At 55.3% G+C, this 24,341-nt stretch carries 18 protein-coding genes; 4 read left to right on the top strand and 14 right to left on the bottom strand.

Annotated elements, in window-relative coordinates; genetic code table 11:
* Positions 1-5: 5 nt before the first annotated feature.
* Genes IK012_RS05920 through IK012_RS05910 form a run of 3 tightly spaced genes read right to left on the bottom strand, consistent with a single transcriptional unit; the run spans position 6 to position 5,630 of the window.
* Positions 6-2,270: a hypothetical protein gene (locus IK012_RS05920; RefSeq protein ID WP_290951841.1), complete on the bottom strand. Its 2,265-nt coding sequence runs from the start codon at positions 2,268-2,270 to the stop codon at positions 6-8.
* Between the two features lie 45 nt (positions 2,271-2,315).
* The gene (locus IK012_RS05915) at positions 2,316-4,883 is read right to left on the bottom strand and encodes a hypothetical protein (protein ID WP_290951839.1); all 2,568 of its coding nucleotides are present in this window, start codon (positions 4,881-4,883) and stop codon (positions 2,316-2,318) included.
* 9 nt (positions 4,884-4,892) lie between these two features.
* Positions 4,893-5,630, bottom strand: a complete 738-nt coding sequence (locus IK012_RS05910) for a carbohydrate binding domain-containing protein (RefSeq protein ID WP_290951836.1) — start codon at positions 5,628-5,630, stop codon at positions 4,893-4,895.
* A gap of 249 nt (positions 5,631-5,879) precedes the next feature.
* Between IK012_RS05910 and IK012_RS05905 the strand changes: the two genes are divergently transcribed.
* Positions 5,880-7,055 carry a glycoside hydrolase family 5 protein gene (locus tag IK012_RS05905; RefSeq protein WP_290951833.1) on the top strand — a complete coding sequence of 392 codons (1,176 nt, stop codon included), beginning with the start codon at positions 5,880-5,882 and terminating at the stop codon, positions 7,053-7,055.
* Positions 7,056-7,066: 11 nt separating this feature from the next.
* On the opposite strand, the gene lpxA is transcribed toward IK012_RS05905, so the two are convergent.
* A complete protein-coding gene (gene lpxA / locus IK012_RS05900; protein WP_290951831.1) occupies positions 7,067-7,843 on the bottom strand; it encodes an acyl-ACP--UDP-N-acetylglucosamine O-acyltransferase in 777 nt (258 codons plus the stop codon).
* A gap of 122 nt (positions 7,844-7,965) precedes the next feature.
* Between lpxA and IK012_RS05895 the strand changes: the two genes are divergently transcribed.
* Positions 7,966-9,069 (top strand): glycosyltransferase, encoded by a 1,104-nt coding sequence (locus IK012_RS05895; RefSeq protein WP_290951829.1) that lies wholly within the window; start codon positions 7,966-7,968, stop codon positions 9,067-9,069.
* Positions 9,070-9,249: 180 nt separating this feature from the next.
* Here the strand turns inward: IK012_RS05895 and IK012_RS05890 are convergent, their stop codons facing one another.
* The 4 genes from IK012_RS05890 to IK012_RS05875 all read right to left on the bottom strand — a co-directional run bounded on the left by IK012_RS05890 (position 9,250) and on the right by IK012_RS05875 (position 13,772).
* Positions 9,250-10,530 carry a CCA tRNA nucleotidyltransferase gene (locus IK012_RS05890; protein ID WP_290951827.1) on the bottom strand — a complete coding sequence of 427 codons (1,281 nt, stop codon included), beginning with the start codon at positions 10,528-10,530 and terminating at the stop codon, positions 9,250-9,252.
* A gap of 14 nt (positions 10,531-10,544) precedes the next feature.
* Positions 10,545-11,006, bottom strand: a complete 462-nt coding sequence (locus tag IK012_RS05885) for a hypothetical protein (RefSeq protein WP_290951825.1) — start codon at positions 11,004-11,006, stop codon at positions 10,545-10,547.
* A gap of 11 nt (positions 11,007-11,017) precedes the next feature.
* Positions 11,018-13,117: a T9SS type A sorting domain-containing protein gene (locus IK012_RS05880; RefSeq protein ID WP_290951824.1), complete on the bottom strand. Its 2,100-nt coding sequence runs from the start codon at positions 13,115-13,117 to the stop codon at positions 11,018-11,020.
* Positions 13,118-13,208: 91 nt separating this feature from the next.
* A complete protein-coding gene (locus tag IK012_RS05875) occupies positions 13,209-13,772 on the bottom strand; it encodes a sigma-70 family RNA polymerase sigma factor (RefSeq protein ID WP_290951822.1) in 564 nt (187 codons plus the stop codon).
* Between the two features lie 108 nt (positions 13,773-13,880).
* On the opposite strand from IK012_RS05875, the gene IK012_RS05870 reads away from it, so the two are divergent.
* The gene (locus IK012_RS05870; RefSeq protein WP_290951820.1) at positions 13,881-15,677 is read left to right on the top strand and encodes a thioredoxin family protein; all 1,797 of its coding nucleotides are present in this window, start codon (positions 13,881-13,883) and stop codon (positions 15,675-15,677) included.
* 98 nt (positions 15,678-15,775) lie between these two features.
* On the opposite strand, the gene IK012_RS05865 is transcribed toward IK012_RS05870, so the two are convergent.
* The 5 genes from IK012_RS05865 to IK012_RS05845 form a co-directional block, all read right to left on the bottom strand.
* Positions 15,776-17,473, bottom strand: coding sequence for a DUF4832 domain-containing protein (locus IK012_RS05865; protein WP_290951817.1), 1,698 nt, complete (start codon positions 17,471-17,473; stop codon positions 15,776-15,778).
* An 84-nt stretch (positions 17,474-17,557) separates the two neighbouring features.
* The gene (locus IK012_RS05860) at positions 17,558-18,514 is read right to left on the bottom strand and encodes a hypothetical protein (protein ID WP_290951815.1); all 957 of its coding nucleotides are present in this window, start codon (positions 18,512-18,514) and stop codon (positions 17,558-17,560) included.
* Positions 18,515-18,558: 44 nt separating this feature from the next.
* The gene (locus IK012_RS05855; RefSeq protein ID WP_290951812.1) at positions 18,559-19,326 is read right to left on the bottom strand and encodes a hypothetical protein; all 768 of its coding nucleotides are present in this window, start codon (positions 19,324-19,326) and stop codon (positions 18,559-18,561) included.
* Positions 19,313-20,152 (bottom strand): TIGR02147 family protein, encoded by an 840-nt coding sequence (locus IK012_RS05850; RefSeq protein WP_367273781.1) that lies wholly within the window; start codon positions 20,150-20,152, stop codon positions 19,313-19,315. The genes IK012_RS05855 and IK012_RS05850 overlap by 14 nt, the downstream gene beginning before the upstream one ends.
* A 189-nt stretch (positions 20,153-20,341) precedes the next feature.
* Positions 20,342-22,075, bottom strand: coding sequence for a glycoside hydrolase family 9 protein (locus IK012_RS05845; RefSeq protein ID WP_290951809.1), 1,734 nt, complete (start codon positions 22,073-22,075; stop codon positions 20,342-20,344).
* 126 nt (positions 22,076-22,201) lie between these two features.
* Between IK012_RS05845 and IK012_RS05840 the strand changes: the two genes are divergently transcribed.
* Entirely contained in the window at positions 22,202-23,815 is a 1,614-nt protein-coding gene (locus IK012_RS05840) for an FISUMP domain-containing protein (protein ID WP_290951806.1), read from the top strand.
* A 72-nt stretch (positions 23,816-23,887) separates the two neighbouring features.
* Here IK012_RS05840 and IK012_RS05835 read toward each other — a convergent pair.
* Positions 23,888-24,341 (bottom strand): hypothetical protein (locus IK012_RS05835; protein WP_290951803.1); only part of this gene is annotated, 454 nt, incomplete at its 5' end.

Raw genomic sequence — 24,341 nt, 5'->3', positions numbered from 1 at the left:
TCCCATTAAAATTCCACGTTAATGGAGGCTTCAATAATATTTTGTGAGAACTTGCTGGTGAATTCGCCAGGCCATGCATCATCCACCTTGGCATCAGCTGCATAGGCAGGCAGGTTCACAGCAGCACCGGCATTTCCGAGGCCAGTATTATAGGTATTCGAAGAAGTCACCCAGCCATAGTTGAGGGAAAGCCAAGCGTTCTTGTCAAGCGTATAGTCAAGACCAACCATCCACTGGTACTGTTTTCCCTTGGCAAGCGGGGCAATCGATGCGATAGCAGCGTAATCCACCATGCTCTGCTTCTGCTGGAGATCGTTCATTTCCATTGTCACCATCTGGAAGCCAGCGGTAATGCCAAGACGCGGGAGGAACTGACAATAGATACCAGCGTTGATGAAGTCCGTCTTCATTACGGCGCTGCCGACAGCCACGGCCGGATCGTAGTCCATGTTGCGTTCGGAATGGCGGTAGGAAGCAGAAATTTCGAGCGGTCTGGAAATGCCGAGCACCTTGAACACGTCAGCCTTCGCTCCGCCACCGAATTCCGTATATGCAACCTTCTTGAAACCGCTAAGCGGGGATGTCTGGGAGAAGACGCCGAACAGAGCCTGCGCTTCGAGCCATTCACCCACGTTTCCAATCAAGGTCGCGCGACCACCCGTACGGTTCGCAGTAGCCATACCGTTGGGGAGAATCATCTGGATCGCAGGATCGGACATAGCATTGAGGAGGGCAATCTGCGCCTTCGTGTAAACATTGCCCGTCCAGGAGTTCTTGTTGTACGGAGCGATGTTGTAGCTTTCAGGCTGCGTCTTGAAACCGTTGTCGTCCGTTCTCATGGTAACCGGCGCCGGAGAGAACTTCGGAGCGAAGTTGTAGAGAGCGTCGAAGGTCGTGTAAAGCGGGGAATGCACGCTGTACTTGACGGTATTTCCATCGTAGTCGGAATTCAGGATGCGCTGGGCGAAGAACTTGGGCGACTGGGCAAGGTTGTTGAACCAGAGGCTATCGTTCATGATTACATCACCGGCCAAGCGGACTGTCCAAGAGTCGGTCTTGTAACCCACATTGACGTTCGCATTGACGGCCAAACCGTTCTTGGTTTCCGTCACGCGTTCCATCTTGAATCCACCACTAATAGGATCAATAGCGAAGATTTCGTCAGGAGTAATGGCTCCATCCTCATTCAGGTCCAGAGGCACGGCATCCGCGCTAGTGGCATTCGGATGCACAAACTTGGAAGATGTGGTAACTTCATCCATCGACATGGCAGCTTCCGCCGTAAGGTCGAGAATGAGGTTCTTGCTATCCACAATGCCGGCGATATCGGCACCAAGACGGCCAGCCGCGACGAGAGTCTTTTGCGGATCAAGTTCGAACGGATTGATTTCGTCAAGCTTGTACGGGTCGCCCACATCCGTCGTCAATTCGCCACCATCATTATAGTGGCGATACGTGTAGGCGTAGCTATCTTCGTCATCGAAGATGTACATCGCGGTAGCAGCCACGTACAGGTTCTTCTTGAGCGGGAACAATTCGAAGTTACCAGCCAAAAGGAACTTGTCGGTATTGGAGGCCTGCGTTGCACCCGGCAGCGAGTCGTTCGGGAGGATGTTGCCTTCGGCACCGGAAAGGTCAAGCGCCTGAGCACGGTTCAGCCTGGCGAAGATACCTTCGGCACGGACCTGTCCGAGCGCATCGCTCAAATCACTGCGGAACTGCAGGTTCACACCCTGGAGGTTTCTCTGGTTACCCTCGAGGAGCTGCTGCTTTTCGGCCATGTGGCGCTTGCGAGCGAACACCTGCGGTTCGTACAGGATGTCGACATCCGGAGCGAACAAGGTCAGCGGAGAGTACTGCTGGCGGAAATCCCCCACAACCCAGTGGAAGTTGTTGCCAACCTGACCTTCGACATTGATCCAGGGGACCTCGATAATCTTTGCGGCAGAAGCGAAGTAATCCTGCATGCCTGCATAGAGGCGCAGCATCGCATTCGCACGGACGCTTTCCCACGGGCGGAAGCCGAAGTTGAAGTCGGCGTTCACGAACTCGTTCCTTTCCACATCGGGCATCGTAACCGCGCCGAATGGATCTTGTTTGGTCTCGAAATAAGCAGCCTGGGCAACGCCGCGTACAGCACCCGTGACCTCGAGGCCGCGGTGAGCGTTGGCAGAATCGACCTTGCTTGCAAGGGCTTCCTGGTTGCCGGCCACAGATGCGGCAGCGACTCCGGCAGTCAGCGCAAGGACACTCAAAGTTCTAGTCATCATTTTTGAAGCACTTTTGTTGAAATTCATACTCTTATCGCGCCTCCATTAGAACCATACTTTAGTTTCGGCGTAGATGTAATGGCCCTTCCAATCGTTGTCAGGCTCCGTCTCGTCGGAATGTGTAGCCCACTTGTAGCGGACATGGATACCGGCACGGTCGGCAAAGTTCCAGTCGAAACCGAGACCGAGAGCCGTTTCGAGGTAATTGATAGGAGCCTTGCGGTACAGCATCGTGTTCACATCGTTGTAATGCGTCGGCTTCTTCGGAGTGGACTTTTCGATGTTGTTGGACGCATAGTCGATGATGTAGCCGTATTCGGAACGGAACGATTCGAGACCGAGGATGCCCACAAGGTGGAAGGTCGGCGTCACCGCGATGGCGGGTTCAAGCTGACCGTAGAAGCTCCACAAGAGCATGTCACTCTGAGATTCGCTGTAAGCAATCGGGGCAATAGTCTTGGAGACACCGGAAATAGAGGCATAACCGCTCATCACGATGTTCCTGTCGGTACCGAACCAGTGGCCGATATCATAGCCGCCCGCGAGGGAGAGGTAGCTGGACCACTTGGTGTGGCTCGGGACAACGGAGTCCTGAATCTGCTGGGCATTTTCGTAAGCGACGAAGGTTTCCCACATTTCCCACGTACCACCGCGGAGACCACCCTGCTGGCGGGTCATCTTCACGCCGACACCCGGAGTGAGCACACCGGCACGTTCCACGTAGCCGTTGTAAATAGCGTTACCCGAGTCGGCCCAGAAGAGCGGCTTGTGCTTGGTCCAAGAGTTCGAAGATTCCCAGAGGTTGCGGCCGTTCAAGCGGTAGTTGAAGAGCAACACGTCGTCACCCTCTTCGACCTGGCTGTGCAAGCCGTACTGGATATCGAGGTGTCCGCGGTTGAATTCCGGTTCGATCTTCAGGTTAAGACCCGCCATGTTGGGGGTATAGCGCATAGAACCGGAGTTGAGGGCGAATTCATCCTTGCGCCAAGCAAGGAAGCGAGAGGGGTTGGACATGGAGAACGGAGAGTAGAAGTCCTTCTGGAGGAAGATGGCTTCGAGAGTCATCGGCCAGCCTTCGAGGTACTTGCTCTGGGCCTTCACGTACACACCGACCTGCGGAGTGTTCCATTTCGTTTTGTAAGTGTCTTCCTGGTAGCCGGAGTTATGCTTGGCACCTTCACCCTTGTAGAACTTGAGGGAATCCGTCAAGCTCAAGGCCACGTCGGCCATGAGGTAGAGCTTCGGGGTGACATTGCCCTTGAAGTCGATGGAGGCCACATGCGTGTTCATGATGTAAGGATCAACACTCAACGCATTGTACTGGCCGTAGAATTCCGGTTCGTACACGACAGCCTCGTCAAAGACGACGCCCATGTAGTTGGCACCGATTGTCAGGTTCTCGGCAATCTTGTTCTTCGCAATGCGGCCATGGTAGACGGCGCCGCGGAGATCATAGTCACCGGACATTTCGAGTTCACCCGGCTGGCCACCGTACATGCGCAGACCGTCACGAGTACCGACGTCCATGTCAGCCGGCTGGGACACCATCGCCTGGGCGGTCAAGTCGAACGGCAACTGGTAAACACTCAGGAAAACGCCACCGAAGGAGCGGTTGGTCCAGAAGGCACGGCCGCCTTCCTTGACCGGCTTGAACACCTTTTCCTTGTAGTAGGTGCTAACAGTCTTTTCGTCTTCGAAGGTTTCGTACACCCAACCAAAGCGGGGCATGGTTTCGCGCTCCCACATGGTGAGCGGAGAAGAGTTCGCCCAGATGACGCCGCCCGCCGTGACATAGGCACCGAACACGCCAGCACGGATATCGATACCGAAGTTCATTTCTTCATCGATCGTGGAGGAGTAGTAGTCGGTAGAGTGGTCGAACAGCACGCGTTCGTTAGACGTGGGCACGTTGGTCGGCTGAGAACCGAGGTTGTTAGAGAAGAAACCCGAGAGGTCGAACGGGAACGTGAGGTTCGTCCAGAGGGTCATGTAGGAGTTCGGCATCGCGACAATGTTCGCCTTGAACATAGCGTCGACAGAGGTACGAGCCTTATCGCTAGCAAAGTACTCGGAAGGTTCGGAATAGTGGAAGTTCTTGAGACGGAACGCCATGAAACCGGAAACAGCGAGAGGGGCGTCATCCTTGCCCATCAGCGTGGATTCCATGTTTTCGGCAATATTGTCCATATTGTCTTCGATGGTCTTCAACTGTTCTTCGGCAGGCTTGGTTGCCGGAGCGTCGACCACGGCGGCAGGTACTGCCGTAGGTGCAGCCGAAGCGAATTCCTTCTTGGGGGCTTCCTCGGGTGCCGGTTCGGCCGCGGCTTCTTCAACCGGAGCGGCTTCCTCGACAGCCGGTTCCTCGGCAGCGGCTTCCTCTACCGGAGCGGCTTCTTCGGCAGGAGCAGATTCTTCAGAAGCAACGGCTTCCTCGGCGGGAGCGGCTTCTTCAGCAGGAGCAGATTCTTCAGAGGCAACAGCTTCCTCGGCAGGAGCGGCTTCTTCAACCGCTTCGGTCTCAGGGACGCTAGCATCCAGCGCATCTTCGGTTTCCTGCGCAAAAGCGAGGGAAGAGCAAAGCAAAGTCGTAAAGAGTAACGGTAATTTACGCATGGGGACCTCTTAAATTGCGTTGCGGAACGGGTAGTTGGCCGGGCCTTCGTAAGCCTTGCCGTGCTTCTTGATTACGATATCGTCAATCCAGACCTTGAAGGACTCGTTCTCATCCTTGCGGACTTCGAGACGGAAGCCCTTGAAGTTTTCCCAAGAGAACGGGAGCATGACTTCGCGGGTGTTCTTCGCGTCCCAGTACACACCGGTCTTGCCGAACAGCTTGAGCGGAATGCTGAAATGCTTCCATTCGGTGGTGATTTCACCGAGGCTCTTGGAGCGGAGCTTCACCTGAAGGGATTCACCGTTGCTCTTCACGCCGTCGTCGACGAGCACGAACAGAGCGTTTTCACCGCCCTTGTCGCCCTTGATCCAGAACTCGAGGACGCCTTCCTCAAAATAGGGGGTAAGGTCCACGGAACCGGCAATACAGATAGCCACACCGGAATAGTCGCTCGCGATAAGCTCAATTTCCATGGAAAGAGCACCTTCCATGGCGTACTTATCCGTGAGGATCGGTTCAGGGTTTTCACGCGGGTACTGGTAGGTATATCCACCGCCGCGGGGGATGGCTTCGCGCATGACGACGCTTACCACGTCCTTGTCTGGACGGAAAGGTTTAGCCTCGCGTGTAACGAAGCGGGAATTATCTCTATCCCTAAAGTCGCTGAAACTCGCAAAGGAGAAAGACGCAAGAAGAAGCGAGCCCACGGCGCACTTCCAGATGATGGTCTGCAGATGTGATTTCATATGGTACAAAATCTCCAAATTCAATGGCTTACAATATAACTTGTTTTTTGGACATTGTACTACCTTTTTTTTTGAAAAAGTGTACTCATACGTGTAAACATGACAAATGATGTGGTAAAAAACATGTTTTTTTCACATTTTACAAATTATCACTCGTTTACTATCGTAACCGAATTATTTTAAAAACATATCCCTACAAGGACGAATATGTCTAAATTTCAGTATAGAACTACCAACGACAGGTGATCCATGCTTTTTTACAAATACATTATCGCTCTTTCGACCGCATTAATCCTCGCAGGCTGCAACTCAGGCGGCGGGGGTCTAAACCAGGCTTCGGAAAACGATGACAAGAATACCAAGAGCCACCCGGCGGTCGACTACTCCAAGGGCAGAGCCATGAACCAGAGGCTCGGCCACGGCATCAACCTCGGCAACTCCTGGGAATCCGTTGGCACCGGCGCGAACGCTGACTGCGGCTGGGGCAACTGCATCAAGGACGAGGACTTCCAGATTATCAAGGCAGCCGGTTTCAATTCCGTGCGCCTTCCCGTACGTTGGGAACAGGATGCCGATATCGACGGCAACATCGACCCGCTGCGCCTCGCCGGCGTCAAGGAAGACATCGCAATCGCGCACAGCCTCGGACTTGCGGTTATCGTCAATTTCCACCATTACAACGACATGAACTACGCCGCGGTACACTACGAGGACGATCCCGTGGCCTTCAACGAAGAACTGAACAGGTTCGTCATCATGTGGACCCAGGTGGCGGCAGCGCTGAACGAATTCCCGGATAGCCTGCTCGTCTACGAAATCATGAACGAACCGCACGACATCAAGAAGAGTTCGACCGTGAACGCCATCATGACGGCCTGCTACAACGCCATCCGCGCCGTAACCCAGACCAAGACCATCATGTTCGAGGGCAACGGCTACTCCAAGTTCGCCGCCATCAAGCAGCTCGACCTTCCCCAGGACGGCAACATCATCGTGAGCGGTCACTACTACGATCCCTATGAGTTCACCCACCAGGGTACCGCCACCACGTACCCCTGCGGAGCGGGAATCACGAGCTCCGACCTGACCCAGATTGGAAGGGATTTCAAATCGTATGTCGATTCCGCCAAAGCGTACTACCCCGATACAGACGGCACACACGGCGTTCCCATGAACATGGGCGAATTCGGCGCAATCGGCCGCAATGGTTCGAAATGCGGAGCTGATGCCCCGAGCGAAGCCATGCGCGCGCAATGGACACAGTACGTCATCAAGGCCGCCGAAAGCTACGGCATCAGCTGGCACTACTGGGCCTACGGCAAGACCAGCGGGTTCCAGGCTTACAACCAGGAAGCCGGTGAATGGTTCCCCGAAATGAAAAAGACGTTCGACGCCTACACAGTAAAGGCGTTCCCGACCATCTAAAGAAGCTTTAGCTACGGGCGAACGAGAGTGCCGCCCCAATGCTCGTCGAAAAAGGCTTGGAACAGGAGTTCCGGGCCTTTTTTCAGTTCCTCGACAACCTCGGATACGGGGCGGCCGCTGCGGTAGAGTTCCCGGTAAGCGCGGGAAAGCGCCTCGACACGCTCTTCGGGGAACAGGTCCGGGTGCAAGCGGAGCGCATGCAGGTTGAGCCCGCCGAAGCGGATGGGGCTCCCGTACGCCTTGGTGCAGGGGGGCACGTCGCGGTCCACCTTGTGCGTGCCGCCCACGAAGGCATAGGCGCCCACCTGGTTACGCTGCTGGATTCCGGTAACGCCCCCGAGGGTCGCATATTCGCCGATTCGCACGTGCCCGCCAATCTGGCAGCCGTTCGCGATGACGACACCTTCGCGGATGTCGCAATCGTGTGCGATGTGCGAGTAAGCCATGACCAATACTTTGTCTGCAACGCGCGTGCAGCCGCCCCCCTGGACCGTACCGCGGTTGAGCGTACAGTACTCGCGGATGGTGCAGTTTTCGCCAATGCTGAGGCGTGTCGGCTCACCCGCATATTTCAAATCTTGCGGAGGAGCGCCGAGGATGGCCCCGTCATAGACATGGGTGTTCGCGCCGACGGAGACCCCGCCGTAAACGTGCACGCGGGACTCGAGAACCACGTTTTCCCCTATCTCCGCACCGCAGTCCACTAGGCACCACGGGCCAATAGAGGCTGTTTCGTGGACTTTGGCTTGCGGGCTCACAAATGCGGACGGGTGAATCATAATATGCATGCGCCAAAGGCGCAGTTACCAGTTACTAGTTACGAGTTACTAGTGGTAATTTAGAAAAAAGCAGGCTCACTCTAGGAACTGGGAACTTAGAACGAAGAACTCTTTTTACTACATTTGCGCGCATGGGCGGTATTATCATCGCATGCCTCACCGCACTCTACGTGCTCCTGTTCCTATTCTTCATAATAGGGCTTGTCCGCACGCACCGTTACAAGGGGCCGAAAGCGACCCCGAGCGTCTCGGTAGTGGTCCCAATGAGGAACGAAGAGGAATTTGCGCAACGCACGCTCGAAGCGCTGGCCGAACAGGACTACGCCGGCGAATGGGAAGTCATCTGCGTGGATGACCGCTCCACGGATTCCACCCGCGAGATTCTCGAGAAATTCGCCGCGACGCACCCGAAGTTCCGCGTGCTCAGCCTCTCCCCCGATTTGCCCGTAATCGCTAGTCCCAAGAAGCGGGCCCTCGAAAGCGCGTTCAAAATCGCGAAAAACGAAGTGCTTTTGACGATGGACGCCGACTGTATCCCACGCAAGAGCTGGATAACCGCGATGGCGGGCCGGTTCGTGGACGGGATATGCATCGTGCAGGGGCCGAAGCAGAACAACGGCAGCCGCACCATGCCGCACCTTTACCAGAAACTCGAAACCCTCGGCTACACCGCGATGGAAGCCGCCGGGTTCAGCTGGGGACACCCGATCGTCGCGAGCGCCGCATGCCTCGCCTACAAGAAGGAACTGTTCTTCAAGGTGGGCGGATTTGGCGACCTCATCAACCTCTCGAGCGGCGACGACGACATGCTCATCCACAAGATGATGAAGATTCCCGGCACCAAGGTCTGCTACAACCTGGACAAGGACGCCGTAATAGAGACCGCGCCGGTACACACGTGGAAGCAGCTGTTCAACCAGCGCGCCCGCTGGAGCAGCAACGGCACGAACTACGAGAGCAAGGCCTACGTCTTGCTGCTCACGCTCATCTACACGTATTACATCTGGATGTTCATAAGCCCGTGGTGCGTCGCCTTCCTGGACTTCCCGTGGCAGTGGTGCGTTTTCAGCATCGCGCCCAAAATCGTCGTGGATTTCGTATTCCTGATGATTGCGTCCTGGAAACTGCATTCCAAGCGCAAGATGTTCGCCTTCTTGCCGACAGAACTCATCCAGATTCCGATGATAGTGTTCGCCGTGCCCGCGGGCATTACGGGAATGTTCCGCTGGAAGTGAGCCGCTTCTCCACATAGTGGATAACAGCAACTAGGCAACAAGTTGCCAAGTTTTGTATAGCGGCAGTTAATAGTTAGTAGTTCCTAGTTACTAGTATAGCTTTTATCAAGAATCTTCTCGGTAAATGCAATCCTAGTAACTCAGAACTAGGAACTTATCTAAGCTCTAAGTTCAAAAAAATCACTGCTGAAAGCTCATCGCCCAAGCAACTGCGTCTTCAGCACTAGCAATCTTGCCGTCAAGCTGCAGTTCAAAACTCTGCTTGATGATTTCGCCCATCTGCCTGCCGGGCTTTACGCCCAGGTCCATGAGCATCTTGCCTGTGAGGTAGGGCTGCGGGGCGGCTTCGAGCAGGCTGTATTCGCCGGCGGATTTCCACAAGCATTTCGCAAAATCAGGCGATTTGAAGAAACGGCACGGGATGCTCTGCACCAGCAGGCAAAGCGGCCTGAGCCCATCCAGCTTTACAGCCAGACGGCGGAGCGCCGGAATGTCGTTTACGATGCCTTCGTCAAGCTGCCGGAGCGCCTGCAACTGCAACGGGACATTCTTCAGCAGGTGCGTTTCATTGGTAATACGTCCGAGAAAATCGAGGGACGTTCCCGCACTCCCCGCAAGAAGCGCGGCAAAAGCGAAATCCATTTTCTGGCTGTCGGAAAGGCCGCTGCAATCCCGCAATTCCACCATATTGTCGAGGATTTCGCCGAGCGTCTCCCAGGAACCTTCGAACGGGCGGATTTCGGGGAAGTATCCGTCGAGCTTAATGTCCAAAAAGGCGCGGAGCCCGAGCGAAGGCTTGCCCGGCTTCAGGAGCCACTTCTTGAATTCCTCGAACAGGCGTTCCACACTCAGGTCATCAAGCGAGAGCGTACGGCAGAGTTCAACGGTCTCGGGCGCGAGCGTGCACCCGAAGCGGCTCGCAAACTGCACCCCGCGCAATATGCGCAGGGAATCTTCCGCGAAGGCGGGACCCACGTGGCGCAATACGCGCTCCTTCAGGTCGCCAATCCCGTTATAAGGGTCGCACAGCGTGAGTTCCGGCAGTTCCATGCCCATCGCGTTGATGGTGAAGTCGCGCCGGAGCGCCGCCTCCTTGAAACTGAGCTTCTCGTCGGTATGCACCACGAAACCGCGATGCCCGTAGCCCACCTTGCTTTCGGTGCGCGGGAACGAGAAGTCGAGCGAAAGCCCCTTCATGGCGAGGTGAATCACGCCGAAAGCCTTCCCGACCAGGTTCGTGCGGCCATACTTCGAAAGGATGGGCACCAGGGCGTCCTGCGCCATGTCGTACACTTCGACATCGTAATCGCGGCAAGACTTTCCCAAAAGCGCGTCGCGGACCCAGCCGCCCACCAAGAAGGCGCGGCCACCCGCATCGCGGATATCGCCCGCAATCTTCAGGAGGCGTCCCGGCAGGTCCGGTTCAAACCATTCTCCCGCAAGTGTCTGGATGCGTGCCATCTACGGGAACCGCCCTACTGGAAACTGCCTGCTTCGGCAGCGGAAGTATCGGCCGGTTCGGCAGCGTCAGCGCCCGGAGCAGACGTGCCCGTCGTGTCGACCGCCTTGTAGCGCTCGTAGATGCTCACCGTAGCAGCCGCCGAAGAATCCTCCAGCGCCTTCGAAACGGAAATATCACCGGAACTCGAATCCGCCGAAGTGGTATCGGCAATGCCGCTCGCTGCATATCGTTCGTAAATGCCCTGCCTGATCTGGGCATCCTCGCCGCGTTTTCTCGCCTCTTCCGCACGGCACTCGTTCAATTCATTTTCGATATAGGCGCGCTGGTCCGGGGAATAAGTCTGCGTATCGAGCCTATACTGGATTTCGGAACACACGAGCCCCTGGCGTTCGCCAGCGCAGGCCTGGAATATAAACGTCACGGCAGCCACGACCAACAAAGCCGCCAAGGAAACGAATGTCTTTTTCGCGAACATACTCACCCCCATCAGCGTTTAATGATAAACTTGCCCCTCTTAACCTTGGACGACGTGCGAACAACGTAAAAATACACGCCCGGCGTCACATACCTGTCGTTTTTGCCCTTGCCGTCCCATTCAAGTCGACCGCCAGCAACCTCGTCACCGGCAAACGAGCGAATCAGGGAACCTCCACGATTGTAGATGTCGACTCGGGCATCTTCCGATATGTGGTCTATAGTCAGGAACCGCTGCAAGTGCGGATTGAACGGAATGGGGTACACCTTGATTTCGGCATCGGCGGAATCCGTCATGAAGGTCTTGGCCCTGCGCAAGTCATTGCGGTGGTAACTCGTAACCCCGTTTTCGTGAGCGGCCCATATCGCCCCGTTCTTCTTGTCGATAGACAAATCCAGGACCATATTGTTCAAAAGGCCGTCGACCATAGTAAAGTGCGTCGCAGACAATGTATCGAACGACCCGTTACGGCGTTCCAGGCGGTATATGCCCTGCATTGCCGTTCCGACCCAGATGTTGCCATGCGGGTCCACGTCTATCGACGTATATTCCGCGCCAAGCATCCCGTTAATCGAGAGCGGCTTCCGAATCGTATCCCTGTCGAATTCCACGTATCCTATTCCGGTAGCCGTCACGAACCACAAGACTTCGTTCTCTTCGTCAACAGCCATGTCGATAAGAGTATTGCCCTCAAGGCCCTCCAGCGTTTTCAACTCGGGATTGAGCAGGCGCCCGCCGTTCTTTGAGGGAGACGGGAAGCGAACAATATCGAGACCTCCAGAAGAAAAGGCGCTAAAGTCGCCTTCGGTGCGGTAAGAGACATACACAATCCAATCCTGCGTCGCGGAATCCAGGCGTGCGGCCATCGGGCCCGCAATCGAATGGCTTCCGACCTCGGATGCGCAGCTGAGATTCGCGTCAGGAGAGAGGAAATCGATACCATACCGATCCGGCGCCGAGGTTGCCGCCAGAAATCCGCTCCCATCGGGAGCGACCGTGGTACCGACAACCACAGAGAAATTTTCGTCATACTCGCTCAAGCAGTTCCCTACACCCGGAAGCGCATCGAAGAACGGCTGCTGCCCCAGCGACCAATAGAGGTGAAGGCCCGTGCCCCATATATGTGCCACGACAAAGCCTCTCGGCAGTATCGACAAATTTTTCAGCCGGTAATTATACGTTTCCGCGCCGGCCGGGTACCCCAGATACACCATCACGGGATCGTACCAGAATTTGCCCGTATACACGGACATGTAGCCGTCGACCGAAGCCGCAATCACGCCGCCTTCCGGTATCGCCTGAACTACGTAAGCCCCGTTAAGCTTGAACGGAATATAGTCCGTCAAGTCCGTCAGTTTCTGTTTCTTTTTGCTGTAGGTGGCGACAAATTCCCGCCCCACCAGATAAGTCTTGTCACCTTCCTTGAACTGCCACAGGACGCTGCTCTTGCCGTCGCTGTAAAGAAGGGGGTCCTTGAGGGTCACGCCATCGACAACGACCTTCAGGGAATCACGGCAATGCAGGCACACATTCTTCACCCGCTTCCATGTTTCCGGGTCCACAAGGCGCACATCGTCCGCCAGGTGTTTCCAGTCCATGCGACGGGCCAAGGTGCCGACGAGCGTCGATACATACAGGGAATCGCCACGGATTTCAATCTTTTCCGGACCATACACGGAAAGGACCACGTCACCGATGTGGTCGACCGAAATTATAGAGCGTCCGGATTCCAGATCGATGAAGGCGACCTTGTTTTCGAAGGCGATTACCAGGACGCCATCCGCATATTCGACCATCCCGGGAACAACACGGACGTTACCCGCGGCAAAAGACCTGTTCAGGACTTTCCACGAAGCAAAGTCATCGTTCATGCGGGCGATCAAGCCATATTCAGAAACCGCGTACACCCCTATCGGCGTGTTGGCGATTCCATAGAAATTCGAAGCCTCCAAGCCATTCGCCGGAGTAAAGACGTAATCGTTCACGCTATCCCTGTACCTCACGCCGCCTTCGGTCGCAAGCCAGACGCCATCCTCATCGGCGGGGACTGCATCCCGTATAGGGAACGGTACAGAATAATTGTGCCACGCATCCGCGGCGAACGCAAACATAAAGCCCCCGAAAAGGGCCAATATACTCAATAAAAACTTCACAATGTAAAATTACGAATTTATCGCCCGCGAGAAAAGCGGTTTTGCCTCTTTATTGCGCCATTTTCGTCGGTTCGAACCATTCTTCCATCATGCGCTTCATTTTTCGCAGGGCGGCAAAGCGGCGTTTCCGGACAGCATTTTCGGAAAGGCCAAAAATATTGCTCAGTTCCCGAACCGAGAACCCGCCGTAAAATTTCATCTCCACGAGCATCCGTTCGAGGGGCGTCACCCGCTCGAGCGTCTTTTCCATCGCGTACAGCAATTCAGAAGCGGGCCTGCCCTCATAAAACATGGATTCCTCCTCGCAGAAGGAGGCATACTCCGAATAGCAGCCCTGATATCCCGACATGCACAGCGTACGGTTTTTCTCGATTCGCAAATCCAAATGCGTATGCCGCATGACCGAAATCAACCACGGCAGCATGTCTTCCCTGTCCGACAGCTGTTCAATGTTTTCGCAGAATTTCAACGCCACGGTCTGGAACAAGTCCTTCGCTTCTTCGGCAGAGTTGCACCGCACGACGCATAATTTGTAGATTGTTTCCGAATACCGCCGCCAGAGTTCCTCGATCGACTTGCGATATTCTATTTTTTGTTCCGAATGATTAAACATTGTCCAAACCAAAGATTTAAGCGAAAATTTATGAATATCAGTGCGATTTTCAAGACCCGAAAAAATTATGCAACCATTAGTTGCTTTTTCGCAATTTTTCTTTGCATTTTGTCAACGGCTGTTACCAAAGTGCAGGCCCAAGAATTCAACATGAACGCGATGGAGCCGCCCGAGGCGGCGCTCCACTACACCGCAGGGGCACTTTCCAAGGAATCTTCCGTCATCGTCGACATCGTAATTCCGGACAACTGGCATGTGAACGCGAACGTCGCAGCCGACGAATTCCTGAAGCCGTCTTCCATCGAAATCGCAGCCCGCGGAATCGAATTCGGCGAACCCGTTTGGCCCGAACCCATCAAGGAATACAACGAAGTCCTTGAATTTGAAAACCTCGTGTTCAAGGGACATTTCCAGATAAAGATTCCCGTGACCGCCGTTGCGGACGGTTACGACAGCCTCACCACGAACGCGACATTCCATTACCAGGCCTGCGACAATTCCATCTGCCTCGCGCCCGCGAGCGTGGACATCCGCATCGGGAGCCGTTCGGGCATCGGAGCCTCCGGCTTAAAAAAAAACGATGACGGAGCGGACCCAGGGACCGCACAGGAATTAAACGGCTTTGCTGGCAACGAAGGCTTTGCCGGTAACAAAGGCGCCGCCGCCGCGGCACTCCTGCTGTTCTTCGCGTTGCTCGGGGGCATCATCCTGAACCTGATGCCGTGCGTACTGCCGGTGCTCTCGCTCAAGCTCTTCAGTCTCATCAAGCAGGCGGGCGAATCCCGCAAGCGCCTGCTCGCGCTCGGACTCTCGACGACCGCAGGCATCCTCGCAAGCTTCTGGATTCTCGCCGGAATCGTTGCCGCCATCAAGGCCGGCGGCGGAGCTGCCGGCTGGGGAATGCAGTTCCAGAGCGCGGGTTTCATCGCCTTCATGGCCATCATCCTCACGGCATTCGCGATGAGCTTCTTCGGGGTCTTTGAAATCTGGCTCCCGGGATCGGCCACCACGAAGATGGACGCCGCGGGCCACAAGTCGGGACTTGTCGGGGCGTTCTTCACCGGAGCGCTGCTCGTCCTTCTGAGCACCCCCTGCTCCGCTCCCTTCCTCGGGACCGCGATGGGATTCGCCTTTACCGCATCGACACCCGTGCTCTTTTTGTTCTTTACCGCCGCAGGGCTCGGGCTCGCGCTCCCCTACCTGCTGGTGAGCGTATTCCCCGCCGTGCTGAAGGTGTTCCCGAAACCGGGCCAGTGGATGGTAACGCTCCAGAAAGTGATGGGCGTGCTCTTGCTCGCCACCGTCGCTTGGCTCCTGTGGATCGTGAACGAGCAGGCCGGCGGAATGGGCGTCGCGCTCTTTGTAGGCATCATCCTCGCGACCGTCGTCTTCAGTTTTGCCCTCGGCAAATTTGCACCTCCGGGTTCTTCGTTCGCCGGTGAAATGCGAATACTCATCATAGGCGCCATCGCATTTGTTTTCAGTTGGTTCGCCTACTTTGCACCGCAATACGAGCAAAACCTGAACGAACGCTTCGAAGCCCGCATGGCCCAGCAGGTGCTCGAAGGCGGGTGGTACCGCTACTCACCGGAACTCGTCGCCGAATTCGCGAAGGCCGGCAAGACCATCTTCATAGACGCGACCGCCGACTGGTGCCTTACCTGCAAGACGAACGAAGCCGCAGTTCTCGATCGCGAAGAATTCCGCAAAGCGATGGACAGCGCGGGAGTCGTGCGCATGAAGGCGGACTGGACCCGCGAAACGCCCGAGGTGAACGAACTGCTGCGCAGCATGGGAAAATCCGGCGTGCCCGCCTACGCGATTTATCCGAAGGGAGACATAAGCAAGCAGGTCGTGTTACCGGAACTGCTCACCACCGGCCTGATTATGGAAGCGATTCCCTAAGCGCAGTCATGCCCCGCGCATTCCCAAACGGGGCAATCGCACGCACAGTTTTTGCGTCCACACATTTCAAGTCCGCGCAGATTTAATGCCCGCGGGCTTTATTTTTTCAGAACCTTCGCTCCATTCAGGCGGTAGGATTTTTCACCATCGCGGACAATCGCATTGTGGCGCACCCTCTGCACGAAGGGGGCGTTCTGCTTTTGCGAATCACGAGTCGTCAATGCGCGCGGAATCGAAGTCTTAATGTCCTCATCATAATAGACCTTGCCCAAGTAAGCGGCAGGCCGCTCTTCGCCACAAGACCCTATGCCGGAAACTTCGTGATTGGCGAACTGAATATCGCCAATCTTCAGATACACCTGGTAACGCCCTTTGCCCCGTATATTCAATTTGGTCGAAATCTCAATTTCGTTATTGCCGTCGAACGTCATCACGGTATCGCCGCCCGCAATCGATATGGTACGGCTATGGATATCGCGGGAATCGATGTCCGGCAAGTCGTAATACGTGGGCATCGGACAAATCAACAAATCAGTTCCTTCCAAGTCCGTCAAAACGGCAAGCCGGACTGGAGCTTTCCACGTCAAATTACCAAAGCCCACGTTCTGGATGCGCACCTTCGCCTTGAAAATGCCGTCGGCGCCCACCGTATCCGTAATCCAGGCTTCGCGCAGCACGAAGCGGTAGCCCAGATGGTCGTTGATGTACTTGAAACCCGTGAGCGAATCGACGCGCTCAAAATCGTAATCGAAATCCTTGACGTTGAACGGCGTCTTTTTCCAGCTGTCGATCAGGTTGTTGTTCCACTGGATGTTCAGGTAACTCGTATGCGTGCGGAAGCCCTCGTAAGAGAGGAACTCCGGCGTATTGATGACCTGGTAATTTTCGGCCGTCGTGAGCGCCTCGCCACCGTAGGGCGTGTTGATGCCGTACTTCTCGAGCCAGGCCACTCCCTCTTCGCGGCAAATGGACGTCTTGCAGTCGGCACCCCACGTACCGTAATCGTATTGCGTTCCCAAGTAGCCGTCGTTGAACATTCCCACGCGGTACATGGTGTCGCCTTTCGCCTTCGCGATTTCGGCAAACTTCTCGCCGTCTATATGGAAGTCGACTCCCCAGTTGTCAAACCCCAGCACCTTCGCCGAGTAGTTGCCCGTGCGCGTCAGGATTTTCAGTTCGGGCGGTGTGCTGCGCAGCATCAGGTTCGTCGCTTCGGCAATGCGGTCGTACGTGATGTTCGTATCGCTGTGCATCTCGCCGTAGGCGCCGTGCATTCCCATCTCGAGCGCCACAATCACATCGGTATTTTTCGAGAGCACGGGAGCAAGCTGTTTCACGTGCTTCAGTACCCACTCATGATCCGGCGTCACGTTGCTGCGGCCGTTGTACCACGGGTCGTAACAGATGCGCACGACAGCAAAGCCCCTATTCGCGCGGATGCTGTCAAGCGATTCCTGCAGCACATTCAGGGCGTCTTCGGTCAAGTCCTGGTTCTTGCCCCAGGTGGTATCGTTCTTGCCGCCGGTGGTATCGATGCCCAGCCAAGCATGGCTGCTAAATTCCGATATTTCGGCGCGCAGGTGCAAAAGCTTTGCCCACGGCTTACCGATCGGCTTGCCACCCGAAGGTTTCAAGTGCAGAACCTGCGGCGTATAGAATCCGCGGTCGTAATTCGCGAGCGTCGCCATCGCATCCGTCGTGTCGATTTTCTGCTTTACGAGGCCCGCCGCAAAAACCGGCGCCTGCAAAAAAGCAAGTGCCAGGGCCGCAATCACAAAAGAAACCTTTCCTTTCATAATTCCTCCATCTATATCAATATATACTTTTCGTAGACAAAAATTGCTCCGTGAAGGAGCAACAAAAGAAAAGATTTATTGTTCCTATTCCGTCGCGGTCGAATCAGTATCGGACAAACGCATCCAGACTCCCCCGTCACAGACATAATCCGCATGATTCGCGCAATCGACCGCCGTGGTCCCTGACATGCACGGAGTCATGCTGCACATTTTCGTCCGCACGCACTCGTTATCGGTGATGTGGAGGCAGGATTCCAGGCCGGAATCGTCAGCTCCGTTTCCTTGGTCCAACAGGCCGTTATCATGATTTGCGCTATCCACGCGATCGTCTTTGCAGAAATCCCTGAGGTCGAATTCATTGCAAAGTTTGTTGTCGTCGTACCCGCACCTGCTCGCGCTGCGGTCGCAATCCGGCGCTTCAAGCCAATATCCATTGGCGCACATCATGTAAAAGCCCTTGGCGCAATCCTTGGCAACCTCAAGTTCGACATCGCAGGAATGCGGCGCAAGCTGATTGCCTTGGTCGGTAATGCTGCGGCATCTTTCGACAGGCAGCCAGTAACCGGACTCGCACTCGTAATTTTCCCCCGTGAAGCAATCCTGCTTGTTTCGCGGGCCATCAGGATTGCAAGGCCTGTACCCGCATGTTTCTCCATCTTCCATGCACGGGTATGGCGCAATCTCCCCGCAATAGAAATTTTCGTCATAGATTTCGCGTTCTTCGGTCCAAATGCCCAGGCACACATAGGCCTCTCCCGAACCGCATTCTACAGCCTTCATGCCAAAATTATCGCATGCGTTGCAAGGCTGAACATAAACAGGGCAATCGGGGCCTTCGCAATCATTGCACTTGTGATTAACGTGGACGCATTCGCCATCAGGTTCAGTCGAACTGGAGCTTACGACCGACGATGAACTCGGCGTGTGCGACGAAGAACTCGGCGTGCGGTCTGGCCCACTTACATTGGCGTCGTCACAGGCAGCAAGCGCAAGCGCGGCAAAAATCGTGGCGGCTCCCAACACCATTATTTTCTGTTTCATAGTTTCACTCCTTCTTTAGATTCCAATTTATCTTCCCAAAAATTTCATCTTTTCAAGACCCATTCCGACTGCAGGTCCGGACATTTGTCCGCAGGCATATCGACGTCAACAGTCTTGTGCACGATTTCAGGACGCTCATCGATTTCACCGCAATAGCGGAACAGGAAGCCGATTTCCGTATATTCCGCAGCCTCCTTGCAATTTGGCGCCGCAATATCGAACACGGAGACCGTATCCTTCGCGATGCCGGCAAGCACGAACGCGGCAAATCTCGAATCGCTATCGACCGCCATCACATACAACCCGCAATCATCACTTGCGGAACCGTCCCTCACGGCGTCGACCAGATCCGCATATTCCCCGGCCGCTTCCGGGAAGAACTTTTCCACTGTGCCGATATTGCGTTCATCAAGCCGGTGGGGCCACGGGCCTTCAAATTCCATTTCAACGTCAGGATCGCATGCTTGCGAAGAACTGATGCAACTTTGCGTCGCCCTGGCGGAAAGAACTCGCCCGTCAAACCGGAGGGTACCTATCCCGAACTGCGCGAGGTAGCGCTCCTTCAATGATGATTCAAATTCATTCGGCCCAGAAAGTTCACCGCCCGAAGAATAGCGCGGCGTGGGCACCATTTCGCTCGACATTTCCGGCTGAACGAACGACGGAGACGAGCTACTCGTCGGATTATCCGCCGTAAATTCGTTCGGTTCTTCGGCCGTACCCGCAAGACCAAAGACCCCGCATCCCGTGCACAGGCAAGATGCAATCGCGACCACAAACACAAAAGGAATGCACAAATCAAGCTTTTTCATTTTCACACTCCTTCACTTTCCTGCTCAAGGGGAAAAGCTGCATGTTCAGGCGGTAAACCTGGTCGATATCCTTGTCTTCGGCGGCAACGGCGATAACCTGACGGCGGAATTCATCAATCAGGCTGGCGATGCGTTCGTAACTCCTGCGCGAAAGCCCCATGGTGATTCCGCTAAAATGGCGCTCGTCCACAGGGAGCTCAACCGCGGACGTCGCGAGCCTAGACATCTGACCGTGCATTCCCCGAAGCGCGAGCCGGGTCGCATCCGGTGTCCCCACGATCGAGGCCTCGGCCTGCACGAAGGCGTCGTTCCCGGCCTTTTTCAGGAGCCCCGCCCTCGTAAGGAAACTCAGGCTCTTCTGCACATCCGCCGCAGTGACCTCGGGACAGCACATCTTCCCCATATCGCCGGGAGTGGCGCCCGGCATCAGCGGGGCGAGTTCGCGCACCACCGGGTTGTGCCAGGAATCGTAAAATTCGAACAGGTCGCCTTCCATCACGCGGACCTTGTGGGCCTTGGCGATGGCCAGCATGTTCTCGTAAGCCGCCTTCTTCTTAAACTCGGTCTCGCTTTGGCCGAACTCGACCATGGCGCGGAAATATTCCATCTCGAACCCGACGAGGCCCATGGCCTGTCCCGTACGTTCCACCCCGACACGGCTCAGCTTGCTCTTGCCGTCGCAGACCACCTTCATGTACGAAGACGAGGTAAAGCCCGCGAGTTTCGAGAATTCACGCCACGAGAACACCGAACAGCGCTTGCGCTCCTCGTAGTAGTCCCGCATGTACTGGCGGAAATCGGAATATTCGACAATCGGTCTCATCATCTATAATTATACATCCCGGAAAGCCGATTGTCAATAGTTCTATGCAACAAAAGTGTTATTTTTCAATCAAAATCCCAAGTTTTTATAAAAGTTTAGATTTTTTATTTCTTTATGCAACGCCTTGTTGCATAAAGAAGCCGCACCCGTCGCATATAAAACGGGGCGGCCGGTTTTAAAAGCCGTTTATCGTTACTTGCTGTAAATCGCCTCGAGAGCGGCAGCCAAGTACGCGAGCGGCGCGTTCCAGTTGATGGCCACCTCGTTGGTCGCATAGCTGCAGCGGTCGTCGATGTAGGCGAGCGCCGGCTTGTCGGCGGCGGCATAGTTCGGGCACTTCCAATGTTCCTTGCCGTCCAGGTTGATATCCTGCTTGCCCAAATGCGGGCCACCCACGAGCATGCCGGGCACCGGATCGTCCACCAAGTCAGATTCGCTCGGGCGGTGGTGCGGGTTGCGCGGGCTCCTGTAACCGAATCCCGTCACGTAGGTAATGTCCATCGGGTTCTTGCCGAGCAAGTAATCGAGGCACTGCTGTGCGCCATCCAGGTAGCTCTTGTCACCCGTAAGCAGGTAGGCGTGTACCAGCACCATGCCGTTGTTCGCCATCGCGCTGTTGGAGCCCCAGTTCCAGCTCCACGGGAAAGCGGGCAGGCGGTAGGCGCTCGTGTCGCCCACGGCACGCAGGTTGTTCGCCTCGGTCATCACGACCTTCTTCGCGGCAGCGACGAGGTCCTTGTCGAATACTGTAGAATCGAGCGCCACGCGGAACGCGGAGAGCATGTTCACATCGCCCCACCAGGCGCCATTCGCCGTGAACGGATTCTTCTTCAGGTCGTCCTGGTAGTTCTTCTTCTTGGTCGCGCGGTAGAGTTCAGCGGCGGCAAAACGGAATTCGTCCTTGCCGTCTTCGTCACCGGGCACGTAGCCACCCGTCTGCACGTCGGCAGGCTGCTTGTAAATCGCCTTCGGGTTCTTCTTCGCCCAGGCGTAAGCGCTTTCCGCCGCCTTGAGCATCTTGTCGGCGTAGGCCTTGTCGATATTCCTGTAGACCACGCTCGCCTGCGCCATCACGGCGGCAAAGTCAAGCGACGCGGGCATGTTCTTGATAATCGCATAGCGCGGCGCGACATCGTCTTCGGGCAGCACGCTCCCGCCGAACTTCAGCGTCGTCACCTTGTGGTAAACACCGCCGTCCTTGTCCTGCAGGGTGAGCATCCAGTCCAGGTTGTAGCGGATTTCTTCGAGCAGTTCCGGGTACTTCGGGAATTCGCGCGGAATGTTCCAGGTAAGCGAATCCATGTACTTCGGGAAGTGCTCGTAAATCTCGAGCAGGGTGAACACGGTAATGCCGGAGTTCACGATATACTTGCCGTAGTCGCCGGCATCGTACCAGCCACGGGCGGAATTGATGACCTTCCCGGCGCCCTTGCCGCCGGTCACCTTGTCGGAACCGTAAATGATAACCTTGTCATCCATGTGGCCCGCGGCGCGCGCCCACTTGCCCGCATACTGCGGCAAGAGCGGCATGCTCGCGCGCTGGTAGTAGAACCACTTGAGGCTAGCCTTCACCAGGTCTTCGTAAACATTCTTCCCGACCGTAATCGGGTTGCCCACATAGGCGCCGCCGCGGAACAGGCGGTAGGTTCCCGGAGTCTTGATCGCCGAGATATCAAAAGTCTGCACTTCCTCGCCGCTGTAATCCCAGTCGTACACGTCAGGGGCGTCGAGCTTGAGCACCGTCTTGCCGTTCAGGTCACGCACTTCGAGGCCGTTCGCATCGTTGCCCGGGTAGACAACGCTCTTTTCGGCTTCGGGGTAATAACCCAGCTGGTTCACGAGTGGGCCCGCAGAAGCGGTAACCGCAGACAGAGAAAGCGCAGCCATGACCGCGCCTGAATAAAAAACATTCTTGTATACACTCATACCCTGAATATACCTAAAAATGCGCCGTAAAGGAGCAACTGCGGGCGCATTTCGTGTTTTCAGCAGGAAACAGGAGCCTTTCCCCGTACCCGAGTTTTTCTATATTGCAATGCGGAGAATTTCCCTATGAAGAAGAAAATCATGTTCAAAAAAGCCCTTCCCCTTGCAGCATTTCTCTCTTTGGCGATTACCGCCTGTACCGACTCCGCCTCGGTAGATACCCCCGAAGAGCCCGAAAGCTCCGAAACCATCGACTCCTCTTCGGACAAGGCAAAGTCCTCGTCCAGCGAGGACGCAAAATCATCGGCCGACACGAAGCTCTCTTCCGGCACATCGGAAACCGCAAACTCCTCGTCGTCTACTAACCCGGAATCCTCGGAGAGCCCGGAAGAAAGTTCCTCTTCCGATACGGGACTTGCCTCCCCCGGCGATTCCTTCACCGACTCCCGCGACGGCAAGACCTACAAGCTTGTCACCATCGGTTCACAGATCTGGATGGCCGAAGACCTGAAGTACGGCGATTCCAGCCTGTACGTTTCCCAGGAAGCCCAGAAAATCTGCCCAGAAGGTTTCCACCTCCCCTCCTCCGCCGAATTCAAGACGCTTGTCGCCTACGCCGGCGGCGACGATATCGCCGGCCAGAAACTCAAGAGCACTACCGGCTGGCCGAACATGCCCGCCTACGATGACTGGAACGGCACCGACGAATATGGGTTCAACGCCAAGCCCGTCGAGAGCGGCAACGGAACCGGAACCGACGAAAACTTCTGGACCTCCACGCACGACTTCGGCAACTACAGTACGATGGTCTTCTTCAAGTTCGACCCGCACCCCACCTCTAAAGTAGACTCTACCGCTCCCCAGTCCGAATACGGAGACACGAACCCATTCTGCAGGGGAAGCAAGAACGCTTCGCCTACAAGGACATGTTTCATCAACGGCGAACCCGACACCAGGCTCTCCGTACGCTGCCTCAGCAACACCCTCAAGTGCGGCGGGAAATACATCGACTACACCAAGCAATTCTGCCAGGATGACGTTGCCTACGATGTCTGTTACGGGCACCAGTACGACGGCAAAAAATACAACTGCATAGACGGAGTCATCCGCGACCGCGCCACCGATTCCGTCTACAAGCCTTCGTGGATACTCCTGAACCCAGAAAAGGAATACGGCATATTCCAAGACACCCGCGACGGGCAATACTACAAGACCATCGATATCGACGGAGTCGTCTGGTTTGCCGAAAACCTAAACTACGCGCTCGAAGGCTCCCTCTGCTACGAAGACTCGCTATATTACTGTAACCTTTACGGAAGGCTCTACACCCACAAGCAGGCGCTTGCCGAAGGGGATTCGATACCTGCCGGACACTGGCAGGGCAACTGCCCGCCGGGTTCGCACCTAGCAACCTACGACGAATACTACACCCTCTACCAGATGTACGATTACAACAAAGACCTGGTAAGCAGCTACATCGTTGACGATTTCGACGGCGAATACAGCCACAACAGCAACGAAACCGGGCTAAGCATCACATTCCCTGGGACCTATCCACCCAGCAATTCGTTCTACAACCTCAAATGGGACAAACTGAACTTCGACGCCCACTACATCGGTTCCGACTACGGCCACAAATATACACGCGACTGGATCAACAGGAACCTTTACGCCTTCCCGCACGGGAAATCAAAGATTGACGACACCCAATACGGAAGCGTCCGCTGCGTAGTAGACTAACGGAAATCGCTTTATAAAAAAGAAACCCGGCTCGCAGAGAGTCGGGTTTCTTGTTTTTGGAAAAAAACAGTCCTATTTCACTCTAGGGAATGATTCTTCCTTGGCTATAGCACTATCCAAGTCTGCCAGAGGAAATTTCAAAACGCCACTCCAATTAGCCAGATACAGGGTGTCGCCTATCGCTTCCATATCGTAAGTAGCTGCGGTCGACATGCATTTCAAATTATCGCAAAAATTGCCCTTCACGAACTTCCACCCCTTTTCTTCAAACCCATAGGGAGCCCCATAATCGCCCATATACACCGCCGGATAAACAGGGCTATCTCCCGCAACAAAAAGATGCTTTCCATCTGAAGCAAGAGCGTACCTCTTAAAAGGGGTATTATGATACGTCCGATGCCCCCTATTGGGATCAGCCATCGGATCGTCTGGATCAATAGTCTCGTCATAAGTTGCAATAACACTGTCTATAGGGTTCCAACGATCAAGAGATTCATCGTACTCTAAAACATGTGTCGAGAACTTT

The sequence above is a fragment of the Fibrobacter sp. genome (genome assembly GCF_017551775.1).
Lineage (GTDB): Bacteria > Fibrobacterota > Fibrobacteria > Fibrobacterales > Fibrobacteraceae > Fibrobacter.
This window is presented reverse-complemented; position numbering and strand designations above follow the sequence as displayed.

Bases quoted from the DNA above. Each gene is read 5' to 3' on its own strand.
- IK012_RS05920 (WP_290951841.1), bottom strand. From the start codon at position 2,270: ATGATGACTAGAACTTTGAGTGTCCTTGCGCTGACTGCCGGAGTCGCT.
- IK012_RS05915 (WP_290951839.1), bottom strand. From the start codon at position 4,883: ATGCGTAAATTACCGTTACTCTTTACGACTTTGCTTTGCTCTTCCCTC.
- IK012_RS05910 (WP_290951836.1), bottom strand. From the start codon at position 5,630: ATGAAATCACATCTGCAGACCATCATCTGGAAGTGCGCCGTGGGCTCG.
- IK012_RS05905 (WP_290951833.1), top strand. From the start codon at position 5,880: ATGCTTTTTTACAAATACATTATCGCTCTTTCGACCGCATTAATCCTC.
- lpxA (WP_290951831.1), bottom strand. From the start codon at position 7,843: ATGCATATTATGATTCACCCGTCCGCATTTGTGAGCCCGCAAGCCAAA.
- IK012_RS05895 (WP_290951829.1), top strand. From the start codon at position 7,966: ATGGGCGGTATTATCATCGCATGCCTCACCGCACTCTACGTGCTCCTG.
- IK012_RS05890 (WP_290951827.1), bottom strand. From the start codon at position 10,530: ATGGCACGCATCCAGACACTTGCGGGAGAATGGTTTGAACCGGACCTG.
- IK012_RS05885 (WP_290951825.1), bottom strand. From the start codon at position 11,006: ATGTTCGCGAAAAAGACATTCGTTTCCTTGGCGGCTTTGTTGGTCGTG.
- IK012_RS05880 (WP_290951824.1), bottom strand. From the start codon at position 13,117: ATGTTTGCGTTCGCCGCGGATGCGTGGCACAATTATTCTGTACCGTTC.
- IK012_RS05875 (WP_290951822.1), bottom strand. From the start codon at position 13,772: ATGTTTAATCATTCGGAACAAAAAATAGAATATCGCAAGTCGATCGAG.
- IK012_RS05865 (WP_290951817.1), bottom strand. From the start codon at position 17,473: ATGAAAGGAAAGGTTTCTTTTGTGATTGCGGCCCTGGCACTTGCTTTT.
- IK012_RS05860 (WP_290951815.1), bottom strand. From the start codon at position 18,514: ATGAAACAGAAAATAATGGTGTTGGGAGCCGCCACGATTTTTGCCGCG.
- IK012_RS05855 (WP_290951812.1), bottom strand. From the start codon at position 19,326: ATGAAAAAGCTTGATTTGTGCATTCCTTTTGTGTTTGTGGTCGCGATT.
- IK012_RS05850 (WP_367273781.1), bottom strand. From the start codon at position 20,152: ATGATGAGACCGATTGTCGAATATTCCGATTTCCGCCAGTACATGCGG.
- IK012_RS05845 (WP_290951809.1), bottom strand. From the start codon at position 22,075: ATGAGTGTATACAAGAATGTTTTTTATTCAGGCGCGGTCATGGCTGCG.
- IK012_RS05840 (WP_290951806.1), top strand. From the start codon at position 22,202: ATGAAGAAGAAAATCATGTTCAAAAAAGCCCTTCCCCTTGCAGCATTT.